This window comes from Clostridium sp. FP2 (genome assembly GCF_011065955.2).
GTDB lineage: Bacteria > Bacillota > Clostridia > Clostridiales > Clostridiaceae > Clostridium_AD > Clostridium_AD tagluense.
This window is the reverse complement of record NZ_JAAMNI020000001.1, coordinates 4,081,175-4,097,908: the sequence shown is the minus strand read 5'-3', so window position 1 is coordinate 4,097,908 and position 16,734 is coordinate 4,081,175. Positions and strand designations below refer to the sequence as shown.

Annotated in this window: 16 protein-coding genes; 7 read left to right on the top strand and 9 right to left on the bottom strand. The window is 31.9% G+C overall.

What is annotated here, in order from left to right:
* Positions 1–31 precede the first annotated feature (31 nt).
* The gene (locus tag G9F71_RS19520) at positions 32–340 is read left to right on the top strand and encodes a hypothetical protein (protein ID WP_164950529.1); all 309 of its coding nucleotides are present in this window, start codon (positions 32–34) and stop codon (positions 338–340) included.
* Positions 341–475: 135 nt separating this feature from the next.
* Here G9F71_RS19520 and G9F71_RS19515 read toward each other — a convergent pair whose 3' ends face one another.
* The 8 genes from G9F71_RS19515 to G9F71_RS19480 all read right to left on the bottom strand — a co-directional run bounded on the left by G9F71_RS19515 (position 476) and on the right by G9F71_RS19480 (position 10,390).
* Positions 476–1,204, bottom strand: coding sequence for an HAD-IB family hydrolase (locus G9F71_RS19515; protein ID WP_164950528.1), 729 nt, complete (start codon positions 1,202–1,204; stop codon positions 476–478).
* Positions 1,205–1,272: 68 nt separating this feature from the next.
* Positions 1,273–1,854 (bottom strand): 5-formyltetrahydrofolate cyclo-ligase, encoded by a 582-nt coding sequence (locus G9F71_RS19510; RefSeq protein WP_164950527.1) that lies wholly within the window; start codon positions 1,852–1,854, stop codon positions 1,273–1,275.
* 586 nt (positions 1,855–2,440) lie between these two features.
* Positions 2,441–3,928: an exo-beta-N-acetylmuramidase NamZ domain-containing protein gene (locus G9F71_RS19505; protein WP_164950526.1), complete on the bottom strand. Its 1,488-nt coding sequence runs from the start codon at positions 3,926–3,928 to the stop codon at positions 2,441–2,443.
* Between the two features lie 252 nt (positions 3,929–4,180).
* Positions 4,181–5,155, bottom strand: a complete 975-nt coding sequence (locus tag G9F71_RS19500; RefSeq protein ID WP_164950525.1) for an ABC transporter ATP-binding protein — start codon at positions 5,153–5,155, stop codon at positions 4,181–4,183.
* A 1-nt stretch (position 5,156) separates the two neighbouring features.
* Entirely contained in the window at positions 5,157–6,209 is a 1,053-nt protein-coding gene (locus tag G9F71_RS19495; protein WP_164950524.1) for an ABC transporter ATP-binding protein, read from the bottom strand.
* Positions 6,210–6,221: 12 nt separating this feature from the next.
* Positions 6,222–7,505 carry an ABC transporter permease gene (locus G9F71_RS19490; RefSeq protein ID WP_164950523.1) on the bottom strand — a complete coding sequence of 428 codons (1,284 nt, stop codon included), beginning with the start codon at positions 7,503–7,505 and terminating at the stop codon, positions 6,222–6,224.
* Between the two features lie 4 nt (positions 7,506–7,509).
* Positions 7,510–8,439 (bottom strand): ABC transporter permease, encoded by a 930-nt coding sequence (locus tag G9F71_RS19485; protein WP_125002674.1) that lies wholly within the window; start codon positions 8,437–8,439, stop codon positions 7,510–7,512.
* Between the two features lie 118 nt (positions 8,440–8,557).
* A complete protein-coding gene (locus tag G9F71_RS19480; protein ID WP_164950522.1) occupies positions 8,558–10,390 on the bottom strand; it encodes an ABC transporter substrate-binding protein in 1,833 nt (610 codons plus the stop codon).
* A gap of 316 nt (positions 10,391–10,706) precedes the next feature.
* Between G9F71_RS19480 and G9F71_RS19475 the strand changes: the two genes are divergently transcribed.
* From G9F71_RS19475 to G9F71_RS19450, 6 genes are all read left to right on the top strand, one after another.
* Positions 10,707–10,913 carry a hypothetical protein gene (locus tag G9F71_RS19475; RefSeq protein WP_125002670.1) on the top strand — a complete coding sequence of 69 codons (207 nt, stop codon included), beginning with the start codon at positions 10,707–10,709 and terminating at the stop codon, positions 10,911–10,913.
* A 424-nt stretch (positions 10,914–11,337) separates the two neighbouring features.
* A complete protein-coding gene (locus G9F71_RS19470) occupies positions 11,338–12,918 on the top strand; it encodes a sodium-dependent transporter (RefSeq protein ID WP_164950521.1) in 1,581 nt (526 codons plus the stop codon).
* Positions 12,919–13,072: 154 nt separating this feature from the next.
* Positions 13,073–13,486, top strand: a complete 414-nt coding sequence (locus tag G9F71_RS19465; protein ID WP_164950520.1) for a hypothetical protein — start codon at positions 13,073–13,075, stop codon at positions 13,484–13,486.
* 177 nt (positions 13,487–13,663) lie between these two features.
* Positions 13,664–14,671 (top strand): FAD:protein FMN transferase, encoded by a 1,008-nt coding sequence (locus G9F71_RS19460; protein WP_164950519.1) that lies wholly within the window; start codon positions 13,664–13,666, stop codon positions 14,669–14,671.
* The gene (locus G9F71_RS19455) at positions 14,658–15,044 is read left to right on the top strand and encodes a NusG domain II-containing protein (protein WP_164944652.1); all 387 of its coding nucleotides are present in this window, start codon (positions 14,658–14,660) and stop codon (positions 15,042–15,044) included. Before G9F71_RS19460 ends, G9F71_RS19455 begins: the two co-directional genes overlap by 14 nt.
* A gap of 24 nt (positions 15,045–15,068) precedes the next feature.
* Positions 15,069–15,581, top strand: a complete 513-nt coding sequence (locus G9F71_RS19450) for a Gx transporter family protein (RefSeq protein ID WP_164950518.1) — start codon at positions 15,069–15,071, stop codon at positions 15,579–15,581.
* 322 nt (positions 15,582–15,903) lie between these two features.
* On the opposite strand, the gene G9F71_RS19445 is transcribed toward G9F71_RS19450, so the two are convergent.
* The gene (locus tag G9F71_RS19445; RefSeq protein WP_164950615.1) at positions 15,904–16,734 is read right to left on the bottom strand and encodes an RnfABCDGE type electron transport complex subunit B; all 831 of its coding nucleotides are present in this window, start codon (positions 16,732–16,734) and stop codon (positions 15,904–15,906) included.

Below are 16,734 nucleotides of genomic sequence, written 5' to 3'. Positions count from 1 at the left end.
TATTAGTTAGGTATCATAGGGGGTATTATTAATGGGAATGGGCGATAGTATTTTTACTATTATATTTGTCATGATGGGAGCTTCCGCTGTTGTTTCTGGCTTAAATTTTGAGAAGAAGCAAGGTAAAAATTATAGTGGCGAAAACAAAGTGGAATATATAAAACTAAACAAGTTTATTTTAATTTTAATGGGAGGGTTAATCCTAATTGGAACCTTTCTAGCACAAGGTATGCCAGCATTAAAAGACATTATAACAAATATAACCATTGGGAGTTTATTTATAATATGGATTGGATATTCACTTATATCAAAAAAAAGATTTTCAAAGAAGAACAAGTAAAGCAAATATTAAATTATGATCATAATAAATCTCTTAACATTAGAGAGCACCTTTCAAAACAAAATATGTTATGATAATTCTAATTAAAAAACTACTATAATATTATATAGTAGTTTTTTAGAAAAAACAAAGATATTATATGTCTATGTGTTCTGGGTGTAGCTTATATACCACATCTTTTCTTTCAATCATTATATTTATTTTTTCTTTTAATTCATCATCATTTAAAATCATTAGTAGCAGTTCTTTAGTAGGGTTTATTGCTGTGGGGTTACTAATTGACTTTAACATAGTGTAGTCCCCAGAAGTATCTCCATAAGCATAACTTTGCTGCAAATCAATATCATATTTACCAACGAAAGTTTCTATGGCAGTTTGTTTACTAGCGCTATCCCACATAGGAATAATTTTACCAGTGTAAACATCATTTTCATTTAATAGATACTTTGTTCCTATATAATCATCAAAACCGTATTTTATAGACATTTCTCGTACAAGTTCAATGGGGCTACCTGATATAGTAATAATTAAATGACCCTGATCTTTATGCCATTTAATTCTATCACGAGTATAGGTATATACTCTATCTCCCTTTTGCTTTATAATTTGGCTAGCAATAAACTCAATTTGAGTCCTGTGAAGGCCAATTATGGCTTCACTATAAATATCAGCCATCTTAAGTAGGTAATTATCATAATTTCCTATTCTCTTATCCCATTTAACATAAAATGGTTTTACCTCTTTGTACCATTTATCATTTTCTATTAGTTCGCTTTTTATTAATTTTTTAAATACCTCTGTTATTAAACCTTCCCTATAGAGAGTACCGTCAATATCAAAGAAAGCAGCTATTCTTTTTTCCAAAGGGGTCACCTCCAATACTAGTATAATTTTGTTTCTGTAATTGTTTAACCATAAAAAGGTATAAGGACTTAATCAGGAAATATTATTCTTTTTTCCGTGATTATGAAATCTAAAGGCACATCATAAGTACCAGTGGGGATTTTACTAATTACTTGATAGTCAAAGGCTATACCTATAGTAGGAGTATTTTTTACTCTTTTAGGTAAAAATCTATCGTAATAACCTGCACCAAAGCCTATCCTACTTCCATACTTATCAAATACTACGCCAGGAACTATTATTAAATCTATATCGCAAGTATTAGCTTTTTTTAGTATATCATGTTTGGGCTCCATAATACCAAAAGAAGATTTAGTAAGATCCGTTGTAAGATTATTTATTTCAAAAGGTATAATTTCTCGTGTTTCTTTTATACAATAAGGTACAATTACTTTTTTACCGTTATCTAAACACCACTTAGCAAGATCATATGTATCAACTTCATTATTAAAACTTAAGTATAACATGATATTTTTGCAATTTAAAAATTCAGGTAATTTTATAATTGTGTCCATAATTATATGGCTAAAAGCACTTACAGTCTCTGTTTTCATGCTTTTTCTTTCTTTAAGCATATTTTTTCTTAAATTATCCTTAAGATTATTTTCCATAAGTATCCCCTCCCAGAAATTATTACATCAGTACAAACAAAGAAAGCTATTGTGGTAAAAGTATTTATATACTACAAAATTTTAATTAGTATAACATATGTTTCTCATATATGCAATTTGTAGAACTTGGTAAAAATATGCTTTTACTCAGAAAATAATTCTTAATAACACTAAAGCTATTTAAAATATCATATGAAAAATAGTGATAAATGGGACTGATTAATTCTAAATCTTATATATCCTATGATAAATGCAGAGGGTTTGATAGTAGAGGTTAGGCTTAGATTTAGGGTTATGCCATGTCACATTAATCTTTTATTGTGAATTAACTATTTTTTCTTGGATTATGCTAACAAAAGTATATATTGCGCAGAATGCATTCGAACAAGCCTTAGTAATTCACAATTTATTTTATTTGCAGGTGCGTAAAGAAAAATGCATGTCTGAGCGATAGCGAGTTTGCATTTTTTAGCAACTGTAAATAAAATAAATTTTAGAATTACTTAGCGACGTGAGAGCATTCCAGCAATATATACTTTTTGTTATAGCATAATCCAAGAAAAAAGCATTAACTTCGCATTTAGATTTATTCGTAAATTAAATATTTTTGTCTCTCTTTTTTAAATTGTTCCAAATCCGCTTTATAGGTCGCTTCTATTTGCTGAGGTGTGTATCCTTTTTCTAAATACATCCCAATCTTATCTGTGCCCATGATTTTATCAAACATTACAATGGTTTCATTACTTTTAGGTACTTTGAAATTATTTAATGAGTGTGCACGTGCAAGAGTGTATATTCCTGTTTTAGCTGGGTTAAACAGGCGATAATCAGTTATCAAAAGTTTTACACCGCCAGAACTGCCTCTATTCTTAGCAATAAATTTTACACCAGGTAGATTATCGTCGTTTAATAGCTTTGCGTACTTATCTGAGTTTATACCGGGTCCACCTACCCATTTAAAGGAATCGTCTTGATAAATAGAAGTTCCTTCTCCAAGACCAGTAGCAGAATAACCAAACACTGAAGCAATATCTGGAATGTATGGAGAACTTTGAACCCATTTTAATTTTGTATCTTCAAAAATCATATCTCTGCTATAGCCTTCCATAAGTATAACAGTAAGGTTAGCACTAATTTTACGATTGAAAAAATTAGCTAACTCCCCAGCAGTCATGCCATGGCATATGGGCAAATTATCTACGCCAACAAAGGTTTTATATTTATCCTCAAGCACTGGGCCATCAACAATTTCACCACCTAATGGATTAGGCCTATCTAAAACAATAATTGGTTTATTATACTCCGCAGCAGCTAGCATACAATAGTTTAATGTTGACATATAAGTATAAGAACGCGAGCCAATATCTTGAATATCAAAAATAAGTACATCTATGTTTGATAGCATTTCTTTAGTAGGCTTTCTAGTATCTCCATAAAGACTATAAACAGGAATATTTAAGCTTTGATGAATATAAGATTTTACATCGTCACCAGCCTTAGCTTTACCATCAATACCGTGCTCTGGTCCATATAAAGCTGTAAGTTTTGCGCCTTTATAATTAGCTAGTAGCGTTATCATATTTTCACCTGAGCTGTTTACTCCGGTCTGATTTGTAATAAATCCTATTTTTTTGCCCTCTATAAGTTCACTATGCTTTGTGAATAATAATTCATCCCCAAGTTTAAAACTAGGGATGGTAAAAGGCATGGCAACAGCAGATGATAATCTATTACCGTTTAATGCTTGTACACCATTTTCTATATTTAAAAAGTAGGTTTCATTTAAATTATAACTCTTTTTAAGTGGAGATATTTTTACAGATTTCAAATTTTCGGCTAAAGCTAAAGCTGTATCTAGCTTATTACCTTTTGAATCAGAAACCCAAATGTTTTCATCCGTGATAGTTTTTTTATCAAGGGTGGTGTTAAATTTTATAGTCCACATTTTATTTGAATCAGTATTTTGTTTTGAAGATAAGAAAATATACTTTTCAGTGGAAAAAGTTGTACTTGTGAAAGCCATGAAAATACAGGAAAATAGTAAAAATACAAATATTTTAAAATTGCGTTTCAATATGAACCCCCCTTATTTGCTTATAAATAACAATTAATAAATATTTATGGAATATTACTTTAAATTGATTATATTATATTTTTATAATTTAGTATATAAAAAGGGGATCTATCAAAGATAAAATTCATGTATTTTTTTAATTGCTAAACATAAAAAGCACTATGGAAACTTATTGGATTTGAATAAGTTTCCATAGTGCTTATTTTCCCAGTAATATCACAGTACTCAGTTTTTGGCTGTTAATATCTTATATTATTTATCATATAAATGGCATGCAACAAAATGTTCTGGTTCTATCTCTACCATCTTAGGTCTATTTTCGCGACAAATATCCATAGCTTTATTACACCTATCAACAAACTTACATCCATTAGGGGGATTTATAGGACTAGGAACATCACCTTCAAGCACTATCCTTTGTCTAGTTTTTTCAATATTTGGATCAGGTAGTGGAATTGATGAAAGTAACGCCTCTGTATAAGGATGAAGTGGTTTTTTGTATAATTCATCACTTTTAGCAATCTCTGACATGGAACCAAGATACATTACTGCAACTCTGTCTGAAATATATTTAACCATTGAAAGATCATGTGCGATAAACAAGAAGGTTAAACCATATTTTGTTTGTAATTCCTGAAGTAAATTTACTACTTGAGCTTGAACAGAAACATCTAACGCTGATATAGGTTCATCGCATACTATAAAATCAGGATCTACTGCAAGCGCACGAGCTATTCCTATTCTCTGTCTCTGCCCACCACTAAATTCATGTGGAAATCTATTTGCATGTTCCCGATTAAGTCCAACCAATTCTAAAAGGTCGTCAATTCTTTTCTTTCGCTCGTCTCCATGGCTAAGATTATGAATATCAATACCCTCTGCAACAATATTGGATACAAGCATTCTAGGATTTAAAGAAGCATATGGATCTTGAAAAATCATTTGTGCTCTTCTATTAAATTCCTTTAAGTTTTTTCCTTTCAGGCTATGAACAGATTTACCTTCAAACTCAATAGTACCTGCTGTAGGGTTATAAATTCTTAAAATAGTTCGCCCACAGGTAGATTTTCCACAACCTGATTCGCCTACGAGACCTAGTGTTTCACCCTTATAAATATCAAAACTTATATCATCAACAGCTTTTAAATATTGATTTTTTCCCACAAGAAAATATTTTTTTAAATTTTTTACGCTAAGAAGTATTTCTTTTTTATCTTTTTCAACCATTTTAATTTCCACCTCTCTTTTCAGTGGATTTATTTGCTGTTATAAAAAGACTAGGTGAATTTACTTTTGGAGCATCCGGATGGTTTAACCAACAGGCAGCTCCATGTCCTTTACTAATAATAAAGTCAGGAGGCATCTTTTCCCTGCAAATTTTCATTGAATATTCACATCTATCTGCAAATGGGCATCCAGAGGGAGGCGCAAATAAATCTGGCGGTGTACCCTCTATTGATGATAATCTATTTTGACTTTTGACAATATCAACCCTTGGTACTGAACTCAAAAGTCCCCAAGTATATGGATGTTTTGGATTATAATATAACTCATTAGTACTTGCATACTCTACGATTTTTCCACCATACATAACCACAACTCTTTGTGAAATATTAGCGACTACACCCAAATCATGAGTAATCATTATAATAGAAGTGTTTATCTTTTTCTGCAAATCCTTCATTAATTCTAATATTTGTGCTTGAATTGTTACATCCAGCGCAGTTGTAGGCTCATCAGCGATAAGAAGCTTAGGATTACACACGAGTGCAATTGCAATCATAGCACGTTGACGCATTCCGCCAGAAAACTGATGTGGATATTCGCTAATTCGCTGCTCTGCATTTGGTATTTGAACTAACTTTAACATATTAAGAGCTACCTTATGGGCTTGTTTATTTGTAAGAGTACTATTATGTGTCCTTAAACCTTCTGATATCTGGTTTCCAATTGTCATTGTAGGATTAAGAGAAGTCATTGGGTCTTGAAATATCATACCAATCTCTTTACCTCTAATTTCTCTCATTTCTTTTTCAGACTTAGCAATTATATCTTCACCATTAAAAATAATTTTTCCGCTTTTAAAACGTGCAGGTGGCTCTGGGTTAAGTCTCATTATAGATTTAGCAGTTACAGATTTCCCACAACCAGATTCTCCAACAATAGCTAAAGTCTCACCTTCAAATAATTCAAAGGAAACACCACGAACTGCTTGAATCTCACCTGCATACGTATCAAAAGAAACATATAAATTCTCCACTTCTAATATCTTTTTTTCCAAGTTATTAACCTCCTATTTCCTAAGTTTAGGGTCAAGTGCATCGCGTAGTCCATCACCAAGCATATTGAATGAAAGCATAATTAAGCATAAAACAATTGATGGTATTATAAGTAAATGTGGGTATTGATAAAAAATCTTTGCTCCATCATTAACTAGAACTCCGAGAGACGCATATGGCGCTGGTACGCCTAAACCTATGAAACTTAAAAATGCCTCTGCAAAAATCATCCTTGGAATCATCATAGTCATGTTAACTATAATTGGCCCCATACAATTTGGAATCAAATGTTTGAAAATAACTCTTTTTGAATCTGCACCTAGAATTTGTGATGCAATCACATATTCGCTGTGTTTTAATCTTAAAACTTCTCCACGAACCAATATTGCAGTTCCCATCCAGCTTGTAAATGCAAGAACAAGGGTAATGGTTACAACTCCTCTGGGAAATACAATAGATAATAACATGATATATAACATATCTGGAATAACCATGATAATTTCAATGATTCTCATCATTATAGTATCAGCTCTTCCGCCAATGTATCCAGATATACCTCCATAAACAACACCAAATAAAATTGTAAATAACACTGATATTACTGCAATCAGGAGAGAAACTCTTGAGCCTTCCCATAACCTAGTAAATAGATCTCTACCAAGGTCATCAGTTCCAAGCCAATATTTACTGTTGAAGTTTTTTTCGCCTTTTGTTGTTACAGTTATATTGTTATGATTTTTTTTAAAAGAGATTCCTCTAAAATCTGGGTCTTGTTTTAAAATATTTTCTGCTTCAATATTTAATTTCTTTATAATTGAATCCCAATTATCTGATGAAGTTGTTGTTATCTCCAGTTTAAATTCCTTTTGATCCCCTTGATAGGATTCCTCAGATTTATCACCAATGTAAAAGCTTAGCTTTCCAGATTGGTTTTTTAATTTAACATTTTTAAATTCCAATTTTGTTTTTCTAAGGTTAGGTTTATATTTTCCATAGGAAAATACAGAATTAGAAGATAACTTTAAACTACGCTGATTTGAAAGAATAAAGGTTTGATCTTGCAACTTTAAATTTTGGGTTCTATAAGTATGTCCATAAAGTGATTTTGAAATCATTGGGCCAACTATTGCCATAATAATCAATACAACTAAAATCCAAAAAGATATTATAGATGGCTTGCTCTTTTTTAATCTCCTAAAGGCATCCTGTAAATATGACATACTCGGGCGTTTTATACTCTGAGCAGCTTCTAGGTTCTTACCAACATGATTAAATTGCTCCTTTTCAATTTTATCCATTTAGTTATTCGCCCCCTTTACTTGATACTTTAAGTCTTGGATCAACTAATCCATATGCTATATCAACTAAAAGAATAGATACTATTATAAGCACTGCATAGAATAATGTTATACCCATAGTCATAGAATAATCCTGGTCTGTGATGGTGGATACAAAATATCCCCCAAGTCCTGAAACAGCAAAAACATTTTCAATAACAATGGAGCCTGTTATAATAGCAGCAAAAGATGGTCCAAGTACTGATATAACTGGCATTACGGCATTGCGAATTACATGGTTCCATACAATTTTAGAAGTGGCGAGTCCTTTAGATTTTCCAGTTAGTATATAATCTTGACCCAGTACTTCAAGGGTAGTTGAACGCATTAATCTAGCTACAAATGCCAGAGTACCAAGGCCTAAAGTAAAGGATGGTAAAAGCATAGAAAGTTCACTGCTGGTTACGGTAACTGGCAACCACCCTAAATTAACGCCAAAATAGTATGCGAGCAGTGGCCCCATAACAATACTTGGAACAGATACTCCTACAATAGAAATAAAAATTATAATATAATCTTGTGTTTTCTGATGTTTTAAGGCTGCTATTATACCCAAAAGTATTCCGAAAATAGATGAGTATGCCATGGCCCTCCATCCTAAAGCAAAGGATTTAGGAAAACTACTTTTAATTACTTGAGATACTGGACGATTAACGTATTTATAAGAAAGTCCAAGGTCCCCATGAACTAAGTTATTCATATATTTTAAATATTGCTGGGAAACCGGTAGATCCAATCCATATTTTTGTAACAAAGCTTGTCTTAATTCAGGTTTCATTTTTTCATTATGGAAGGGATCTCCCGGTAGAGCTTTCATTAATGCAAAAGTTATAGTTGCTATGCATAAAATTGTGATTATTGCGTAAAAGATTCTTTTTAAAATGTATTTAACCATTCGTGAACCTCCTCTATATAGAAAAATACTAAGTTACTCATTTACCTATTAATAAAAGGAAAGATATACGTTTAAATAACATATACCCCACCTTACCTATTAATAATTAAAATTAAATTTACTTAGCTTTCTCACCATTCTTCTTTGTCATATCTACATTAGCCCAATAAAAATCTACGGTTGGGCCAGCGCCTCTAATAACAACTCCATTTAAATAATTTTTAAATGTGGTATGAAGTGTTCTATAGTATTGAGGTGCAATAACCATATCGCTCATTAATATTTTTTCAGCATCATATAAATAACCCATTCTTTTTTTAGCATCTGATTCAGTTTTAGCATTATTAATTAATTTATCATAATTTGGGTTATTATATTTACCATGATTATTTCCATTTTTTGATTCAAATAAATCAAGATATGTCATTGGATCCATATAATCAGGTCCCCAACCACTAGCACAAATACCAAATGTTCCAGCTTTCAATCTAGTTAATTTATCACCCCATGCAACTGGCACAAGATTAATGTCAATTCCAATTTCTTTTAAATCTGATTGTAACTTTTCGCCTTGTTTCTTACCGATATCAGACTGATTTGTTAAAACATCTATAGTAGGTAATTTAGCTAGTTTTAACTCTGATAAACCTTGGGCTAAAGCTGCTTTAGCAGCATCCTTTTGATTATCTTCAAATAAAGTCTTGCCATTCTCTTCACGGAAGGCTTTACTAAGACCTGGGAAGTACTCCGGAACTACTGCAAGTGCAGCAATGTCGCCTTGTGAAACATTTTCAACTAAACCCTTACGGTCCATAGCTAAGGATATAGCCTTTCTAATATTAACATTAGAAGTTATTGGATTATTAAATTGGTTAAATTCAAGATAGAATACAGTATAATCAGGCATATCAATTAAATCTTGGAGTTTGTATTGATCAAGTATTGCTTTATCTTGGAATGTCTTCAAATCATTGGCTTGAATAGCTGAGCCATCTAAAGCACCTGTCTTTAAAAGATTTGTTCTTGTAGCAACATCAATAACAACTTTTAACTGAATTGTATCGATCTTTATATTACTCTTATTCCAGTAATTTGGATTTTTTTGTAAAGTAAAGCTATCTTTGTGTTTCCATTCTTTAACCATCCATGGTCCATTACTGTTTAACCCTGCAGCTTCAAGAGTGTAGTCACTCTTATGATCATTGTAAAATTTCTCGTTTACAGGACAATAAACAGAATTGGCAGTTAACCCCACAAAGTATGGGCATACTTTTGAAAGTTTAATTTCAATATTTCCATTATTCTCTTTGATTCCAACCTTTGACCATAAATCTTTTTTCTTTGCCTCAAATGCTGTTTTTAGATCTGCTGGCATTGCCTTTAAAGCATCGGTAACCTTAGCAGCCAAAGCTGATTTTTTATCTTTGTCTTTTTGCGCATCTCTGTCATCAACTAAAGCTTTAAACTTAGCATTTGATTCGCCGTAAAACCCCTCACTAGTAAGAGCAGCGTAATCTTGAGCTCCTACAATGTAATCACTAATCATAAATGCGTACTGACTATTTCCATCAAGCGCAAGCTTCCATCCAAAGAAGAAATCATTTGCAGTAACTGCTGTTCCATCAGACCATTTCGCATCTTTATTTAACTCAAAAGTATAAGTATTGGTTGAAGTATCTAAACTCCATTTTTTAGCAACTCCTGGTTCGTATTTACCTTCTTCTTTACCAAAACGAACTAAACTTTCAATAAACATATTTGAAATCTGAAAGTCAGGTGATCCGGTCATCTGTTGTGGGTCCAAGGTTTCTGGTTCATCTACAGTATAATAATTTAAAACTTGTGGTGCTTTGTTCTCTACAACTTTAGGTTTTTTTGAGCATCCAGAAAGTACATTTGTGGATACAAACAAAGCTAATAGCAAAGAAGTAACTAATTTTTTCTTTTTCATTACATATCCCCCCTTATCTAATCATTAAAAATTAAAGTACTGTTATATAATATGACCATTATTTTTTTTTATGTAAATATTTTGAATAAATATTAAGGAGATTTATATTATAATGTAACAAATTCTTTAGAATTAAAAGGCATTCTAAAAATGAAGAGTAATAATTTTCATGTGATTAATATATACTTTTGTTGATCTTAAGGGATGTATTAATACATTAAAAATTCTAAATTGGGAAAGCTATAACTATAATACTTACGATACTTGAGTATTAATAAGTACTCAGTATTTGCAAGACATATAGGGAGGAATATTCATGGATTATTCAAAAGTAAAAGAAGTTAATGGAATAGAACACGTTGGAGATGTGCCAAGTGCAAAAAAAGGAATAATAGATTTTCTTTCTGGTGAAGACAGATATAAAGACTCCATACCACAAGATAGGCTTAACTCCTATAAAAAAGGTCGTGAAATAGCAGTAGAAATTGAGAATATTTTAAATGGAGATCAAAGGGCTTATTAGGATTAAATAAATTTATTGTTTTTTAGAAGAAGGCATATAATATTAATCCTGTGCCTTTTTTTAAAATTCAAATAAGATTATATTGGTGAATAATGATTTTTTATTTTTGAAAAAAATCATTATTTTTATTTTTTTGCTTATTACTAAAATTTTATTAGAAATTGAATAGCATTTTTTTAAGAATGTATTTAAAGAATTCGTGTAAAATAGTTAAAAATACACTGGTATAACAACAATATCTAAGGAAATGCCTTTTTAGTGTTTTGGAACACATATTTGTAAAAATAAAACAAATACATAAAACAAAAAAACAAAGTGAAGAAAAAATATTAACGCTTGCAATTTTCAGAAAAATTTGATAATATATTAATAATTCATAAACAATTAATATATTATTAATAAATATACAAGGGGAGGTTTAATTATGGCTAAAGAACGAGAAGAATGGGGATCGAAAATTGGAATGATTCTAGCAATGGCAGGGAATTCGGTTGGTCTTGGCAATTTTTGGAGATTTCCATATCAGGCTGCAAAAAACGGTGGCGGAGCTTTTATGATTCCTTATGTGGGCGCTCTTATTTTAATAGGAATTCCATTAATGATGGTAGAATGGATGATGGGAAGACTTGGTGGAAGATATGGACATGGAACTGTAGGTTTTATGATTTATATTCAATCAAGGGACAAGATTAAACCGCGACGTGCAATTATTTTAGGTTCTATATGTGGAATGTTAGTTATTGGAGTTACACTACTAGTAAATTCATATTATAATCATTTGATAGGGTGGACTCTAGGCTATGCCTTTTTATCTGCCACTGGTGGATACTTAGATACGGCTGTAACCACAGGACAGTTTTTTACGAATTATATACAAAATCCGGCTTATGTATTTACTTTTTGGATCGTTAGTTTAGCAGTTTTGGGACTTGCAGTTACAAGAGGAATTGAAAAAGGTATAGAATCTTGGGCAAAAATAATGATGCCTACTCTATATATATTTGGATTTATATTAATTTATAAAACATTAACTATTGGATCACCGGTTAATCCAGATTGGTCTGCTATAAAGGGGCTAGATTATCTTTGGACTCCAAGATGGCAAGATTTTAGTTTCAAAGGTGCACTTGCAGCAGCGGGACAAATTTTCTTTACACTATCACTCGGTATGGGAATAATTCAAAACTATGCTTCTTATTTAAAATCAGAGGACGATATTGTAGCTTCATCAATGACAACAGTATCCTTAAATGAATTTGCAGAAGTAATTTTGGGCGGAAGTATTGCAATACCAATTACCTATGCTTTCATGGGCGTAAAAGGGCTAAGTTCAGGAGTAGGACTATCTTTTATATCTCTACCTAATATTTTTAGAGTTATGGACGGTGGTAGATTAATGGGAACACTATGGTTTATGTTATTATTCTTTGCTGGGTTTACTTCAGCTATTGCAATGTATAATTACTTAGTAACAATATTAGAAGAAGGCATGGGCATGGTAAAGAAGAAGGCTGCTTTAATGGTTTTCGTAGGATATATAATAGTTGGACTTCCAGTTGCTTTAGAACCAATAATTACAAAAACTGCTGAACTTGCTTATTTTACAGAGCTTGATAACTGGGTTGGTAGCTATTTACTGGTTATAATGGGACTTATAGAAATAATTGTAGCTGGTTGGCTTATGAAAGATAATGCATTGGATGAGATAAATATTGGAGGTTACTGGAAAGCACCTAAATGGATGTACAGTGTTATGATTAAATTTGTAACACCTTTAACAATAATAATTATCTTAATTGGATCAACAAAATCATATATTGAAGAAGGATACTTTAAATTAATACCAAGTTTTGTAGTGAAAACACCAGAGTTGATTCCTTGGGTAAATGGTGCAAGAATGGTTTTAATTGTGGTATTTATCATTGGATTTATTGGAACTTATAGGAGTTTAAAAGCTGTTTATGGTGAAGAGATTTTACAAAATGAGGTTCTTATAAGAAAATAATAATTACTGTTTATTTCAGAGAAATATAAGGAGGAAGAAATATGAGTGGTCAAGCATTAGCTTTTATGTTAGGAATGTGGGGAAGTATATTTACTTTATCAGTTCTGAGTTTAAGAGCAGTATTAAAGAATAAATAAGAAAAGAGTGGAAATATATGAATATTAACGAAGCTGTAACTATGAAAAAAATTACTTTTTATTTTACAATTTTATGTGCATTGTTTTTAATGTTATCTTCACAATTTACTGGATTTATTTTGCCATTGCTATTCATTCTTCCAATATTTATGGGGCTTATAGGGATGAAGAGAAGACGGAAAAGTGGGTATTTAATAGCCATGGCAATAGTTCCATTAGCATTTGCTATTTCAGTGCTGTGGATACGATATTCTATACGTGTTTTTTCTGATAGAGCTAACCAAATTGCTCAAATGAGTGCACAATATAATATATCAGCTACTAAAGCTGGAGCATTTACACTAATCTTTTTCTTATTAAGTATTCTAATGATTAGTTTGTCGGTAATAGTGTTTGTAAAATTGCGTAGACATAAAGAACTTTTCACATAATTTTTTTAATTACTAAAAACGCTGAGACTTTGTTTCGGCGTTTTTAGTTTGGACTAAAAATTTCGGTTATTCATGCTATAGTAAGTAATTTACTTAAAGTATATATATGATATAATGTATTTAAAAACAAGCTAGGAAGGGTGAGATATCATAAAAAGTTCACGAAAAACATGGTATATGGTTTTATTATTGTGCATTCCAATATTTTTAGTATCTTGCAAAACTAATACTAAACCCGTTGAAAAAGAGACCTATATGATGGGGACAATTGTTCAATTAAAGGTTTATGGTAAAAATTCAGAAAAAGCAACAGAGCTAGCTTTAAAAAGAATTAGTGACATAGAAAGCAAAATGTCTGTTAATATTAAATCTTCTGAAATTACAAAATTAAATGCTAAGGCAGGGGTTTCAGGTGAAAAGCTTAGTGTGGATACTTACTCAGTAATAGAAAAAGCTGTTAAGTATAGTAAATTAACAGATGGATCACTTGATGCAACAATAGAACCAATTGTAAAGCTGTGGGGCATAGGTACAGATAAGGCGAGAATTCCTTCCAAAAGTGAAATCGAGGAAAAGTTAAAGCTAGTCGACTATAAGGATATTATTCTAGATAGTAAGAATTCTACAGTACAGTTAAGGCGAACTGGGCAAGCTATAGATTTGGGTGCTATAGCAAAAGGCTATACAGCTGATGAGATAAAGAAAGTTTTAATTGATAATAAGGTTAACAGTGCACTTATAAATTTAGGTGGTAATGTTTTTGCTGTAGGAAGTAAACCAGATGGAACTAGCTGGAATATAGGGATACAGAATCCATTGGATACACGGGGACAATACTTAGGAACAATTAGTGTTACTGATAAATCTATGGTTACATCAGGAAACTATGAAAGATATTTTATTGTGGACGGCAAGCGTTACCATCACATATTTGACCCAAAAACTGGATACCCATCAGAGGCTGGTCTTATAAGTACAACCATAGTGTCAGATAACTCAATAGATGGAGATGCACTATCTACTAGTACATATATAGTGGGACTCTCAAAGGGAATTAAATTGATAGAGTCTATTAAAGGCGTAGAAGCTATTTTTGTTACCTCAGATAAAAAAGTATATGTTACAGCAGGTCTTAAAGATAGTTTTAATTTAACGAATAAGGAGTTTACTTATGAAGAAAGGTGATAAAATAGTTGGGATAGTACTTTTATTTATTGTAGTAATAGCAGTAGGAGTAGTTTCAATATATAAAACTTCAATTAAGGGGTCAGAAAATATTGCAGTTATTAAACGTGAAGGCAAGGTTATTAAAACTATTGATTTAAGTAAGATAGTTAAGCCAGAAGATTTTACTTTTAAGACAGCAAATGGCCATTTTAATACTATATCAGTTAAACATAATAGTATTAGTATTAAAGATGCAGATTGTCCACATAAAGAGTGTGTTAAAAGTGGATGGATTTCAAAACCAGGTGAGATGATTGTATGTTTACCTTTTAAACTTATAATTAATATTAATGGACAAAGCAATAACAGTATTGATGCTGGGACATTCTAAAATGAAAAACATGCAGGTGATAATATGAAAAAGACTAAAAAAATGGTTTTACTTAGTATACTCGTGGCAATAGCCTTGGTTATTTATTTAATTGAGGCTCAAATTCCAGTGCTATTTCCAGGGATAAAATTAGGACTTGCTAATTCTATATCCTTAGTTGCATTAATTTTATTTGGCTGGAAGGAAGCAATTTTAATAATGATTCTAAGGACTGTGCTAGGTTCTATTTTTGGAGGTGGGTTATCAGCGCTTTTATTCAGTATTGCTGGTGGATTGCTTAGTAATATAGTAATGATATTACTATATAAGTATCTTAAGAATTCCTTAAGCCTACCTACAATTAGTGTATGTGGTGCTATTTTTCATAATGTAGGGCAATTACTGGTAGCTGCCTTTATAATTAAAGATTTGAGAATATATTTGTATTTACCCGTATTACTAGTTTCAGCTATTATTACAGGGTATTTTATTGGAACTTTAGCTAGTGTATTGAAGAATAGATTAGAAAAAATATTAACACTAGATAAAAAATTATAAAAGAGGGTAGGAAGTCTCCAACGTGACTTGCAAACGAGCTCGAAACTGGAAATTCAATTAAGAAATTCTAATCTTTTGCGAATATAAAATTCTCTGGCGCTCACATTCGCCTTCCTGGCTCAGGTTCGCTAGCCTTCCTTCCTGGAAGGCTCACGAGAATTTTATATTCGCAAAAGAAGAATTTCTAAATTGAATTTCAATAGTTTAGTCGCTTCTTATTGCAAGTCACTAAGGCTAAATATCCTACCCTATTATTATACCGCGAGGGGAAACAAAAAAAGGTACTAAGATTTTATAATCTTAGTACCTTTTTTAATTTTTGCTATTTGATTACTGCATCACTCATGGTTTCATGAGCTTTTAGGGGCTTTGAGATAGCTTTTGTTGGACACTTAGTAGAACATAGGCCACATTGTGTACATTTTTCAAAGTCTATTGTAGCTAAGTTATTAACCATAGTAATTGCTTCAGATGGGCAAACTTTTACACACATGGTGCAAGCGATACATCCAACTCCGCAATTTTCTTTTACTGATTTACCTTTGGATTTTGAGTTGCATTCTATAAGTACTTCCTGAGTAGCTGGAACTAGCTCTATTAAGTTTTTAGGACAGACTTTAATACATGTGCCACAAGCTACACAATTATCCTTGTATACTACAGCTACGCCATCTATGATGTGAAGGGCATTGAATTCACAAGCCCTTACGCAACTTGCAAAACCTAAACAACCATCTGAGCAAGCTTTAGGACCTTCACCAGGAGCAATAACTGCTTGGCGACAATCCATAACTCCATCATAAACATATTTCTCTTTTGCAACGCCGCAAGTTCCTTTACATTTAACAAAGGCAACTTTAGGATTGGCGGTTTCAACAGTTAGACCCATTATTTCTCCGATATTTTGAGCAACAGAGGCTCCACCTACTGAACATAAATTTAGTGGTGTACCTCCATCAACTACGGCGGCGGCATAAGCATCACAACCAGCAAATCCGCATGCACCGCAATTAGCGCTAGGTAATGCTTCTCTAACTAGTGGCACTTTAGGATCAACCGGTACATGGAATTTTTTATTAGCATAACCAAGTACTACTCCAAACACAAGTCCCATACCACCAATGCTTAACACTGGGTAAAGTAGATTATTTAT

Bases quoted from the DNA above. Each gene is read 5' to 3' on its own strand.
- G9F71_RS19520 (WP_164950529.1), top strand. From the start codon at position 32: ATGGGAATGGGCGATAGTATTTTTACTATTATATTTGTCATGATGGGA.
- G9F71_RS19510 (WP_164950527.1), bottom strand. From the start codon at position 1,854: ATGGAAAATAATCTTAAGGATAATTTAAGAAAAAATATGCTTAAAGAA.
- G9F71_RS19500 (WP_164950525.1), bottom strand. From the start codon at position 5,155: ATGGTTGAAAAAGATAAAAAAGAAATACTTCTTAGCGTAAAAAATTTA.
- G9F71_RS19490 (WP_164950523.1), bottom strand. From the start codon at position 7,505: ATGGATAAAATTGAAAAGGAGCAATTTAATCATGTTGGTAAGAACCTA.
- G9F71_RS19485 (WP_125002674.1), bottom strand. From the start codon at position 8,439: ATGGTTAAATACATTTTAAAAAGAATCTTTTACGCAATAATCACAATT.
- G9F71_RS19480 (WP_164950522.1), bottom strand. From the start codon at position 10,390: ATGAAAAAGAAAAAATTAGTTACTTCTTTGCTATTAGCTTTGTTTGTA.
- G9F71_RS19475 (WP_125002670.1), top strand. From the start codon at position 10,707: ATGGATTATTCAAAAGTAAAAGAAGTTAATGGAATAGAACACGTTGGA.
- G9F71_RS19470 (WP_164950521.1), top strand. From the start codon at position 11,338: ATGGCTAAAGAACGAGAAGAATGGGGATCGAAAATTGGAATGATTCTA.
- G9F71_RS19465 (WP_164950520.1), top strand. From the start codon at position 13,073: ATGAATATTAACGAAGCTGTAACTATGAAAAAAATTACTTTTTATTTT.
- G9F71_RS19460 (WP_164950519.1), top strand. From the start codon at position 13,664: ATGGTTTTATTATTGTGCATTCCAATATTTTTAGTATCTTGCAAAACT.
- G9F71_RS19455 (WP_164944652.1), top strand. From the start codon at position 14,658: ATGAAGAAAGGTGATAAAATAGTTGGGATAGTACTTTTATTTATTGTA.
- G9F71_RS19450 (WP_164950518.1), top strand. From the start codon at position 15,069: ATGAAAAAGACTAAAAAAATGGTTTTACTTAGTATACTCGTGGCAATA.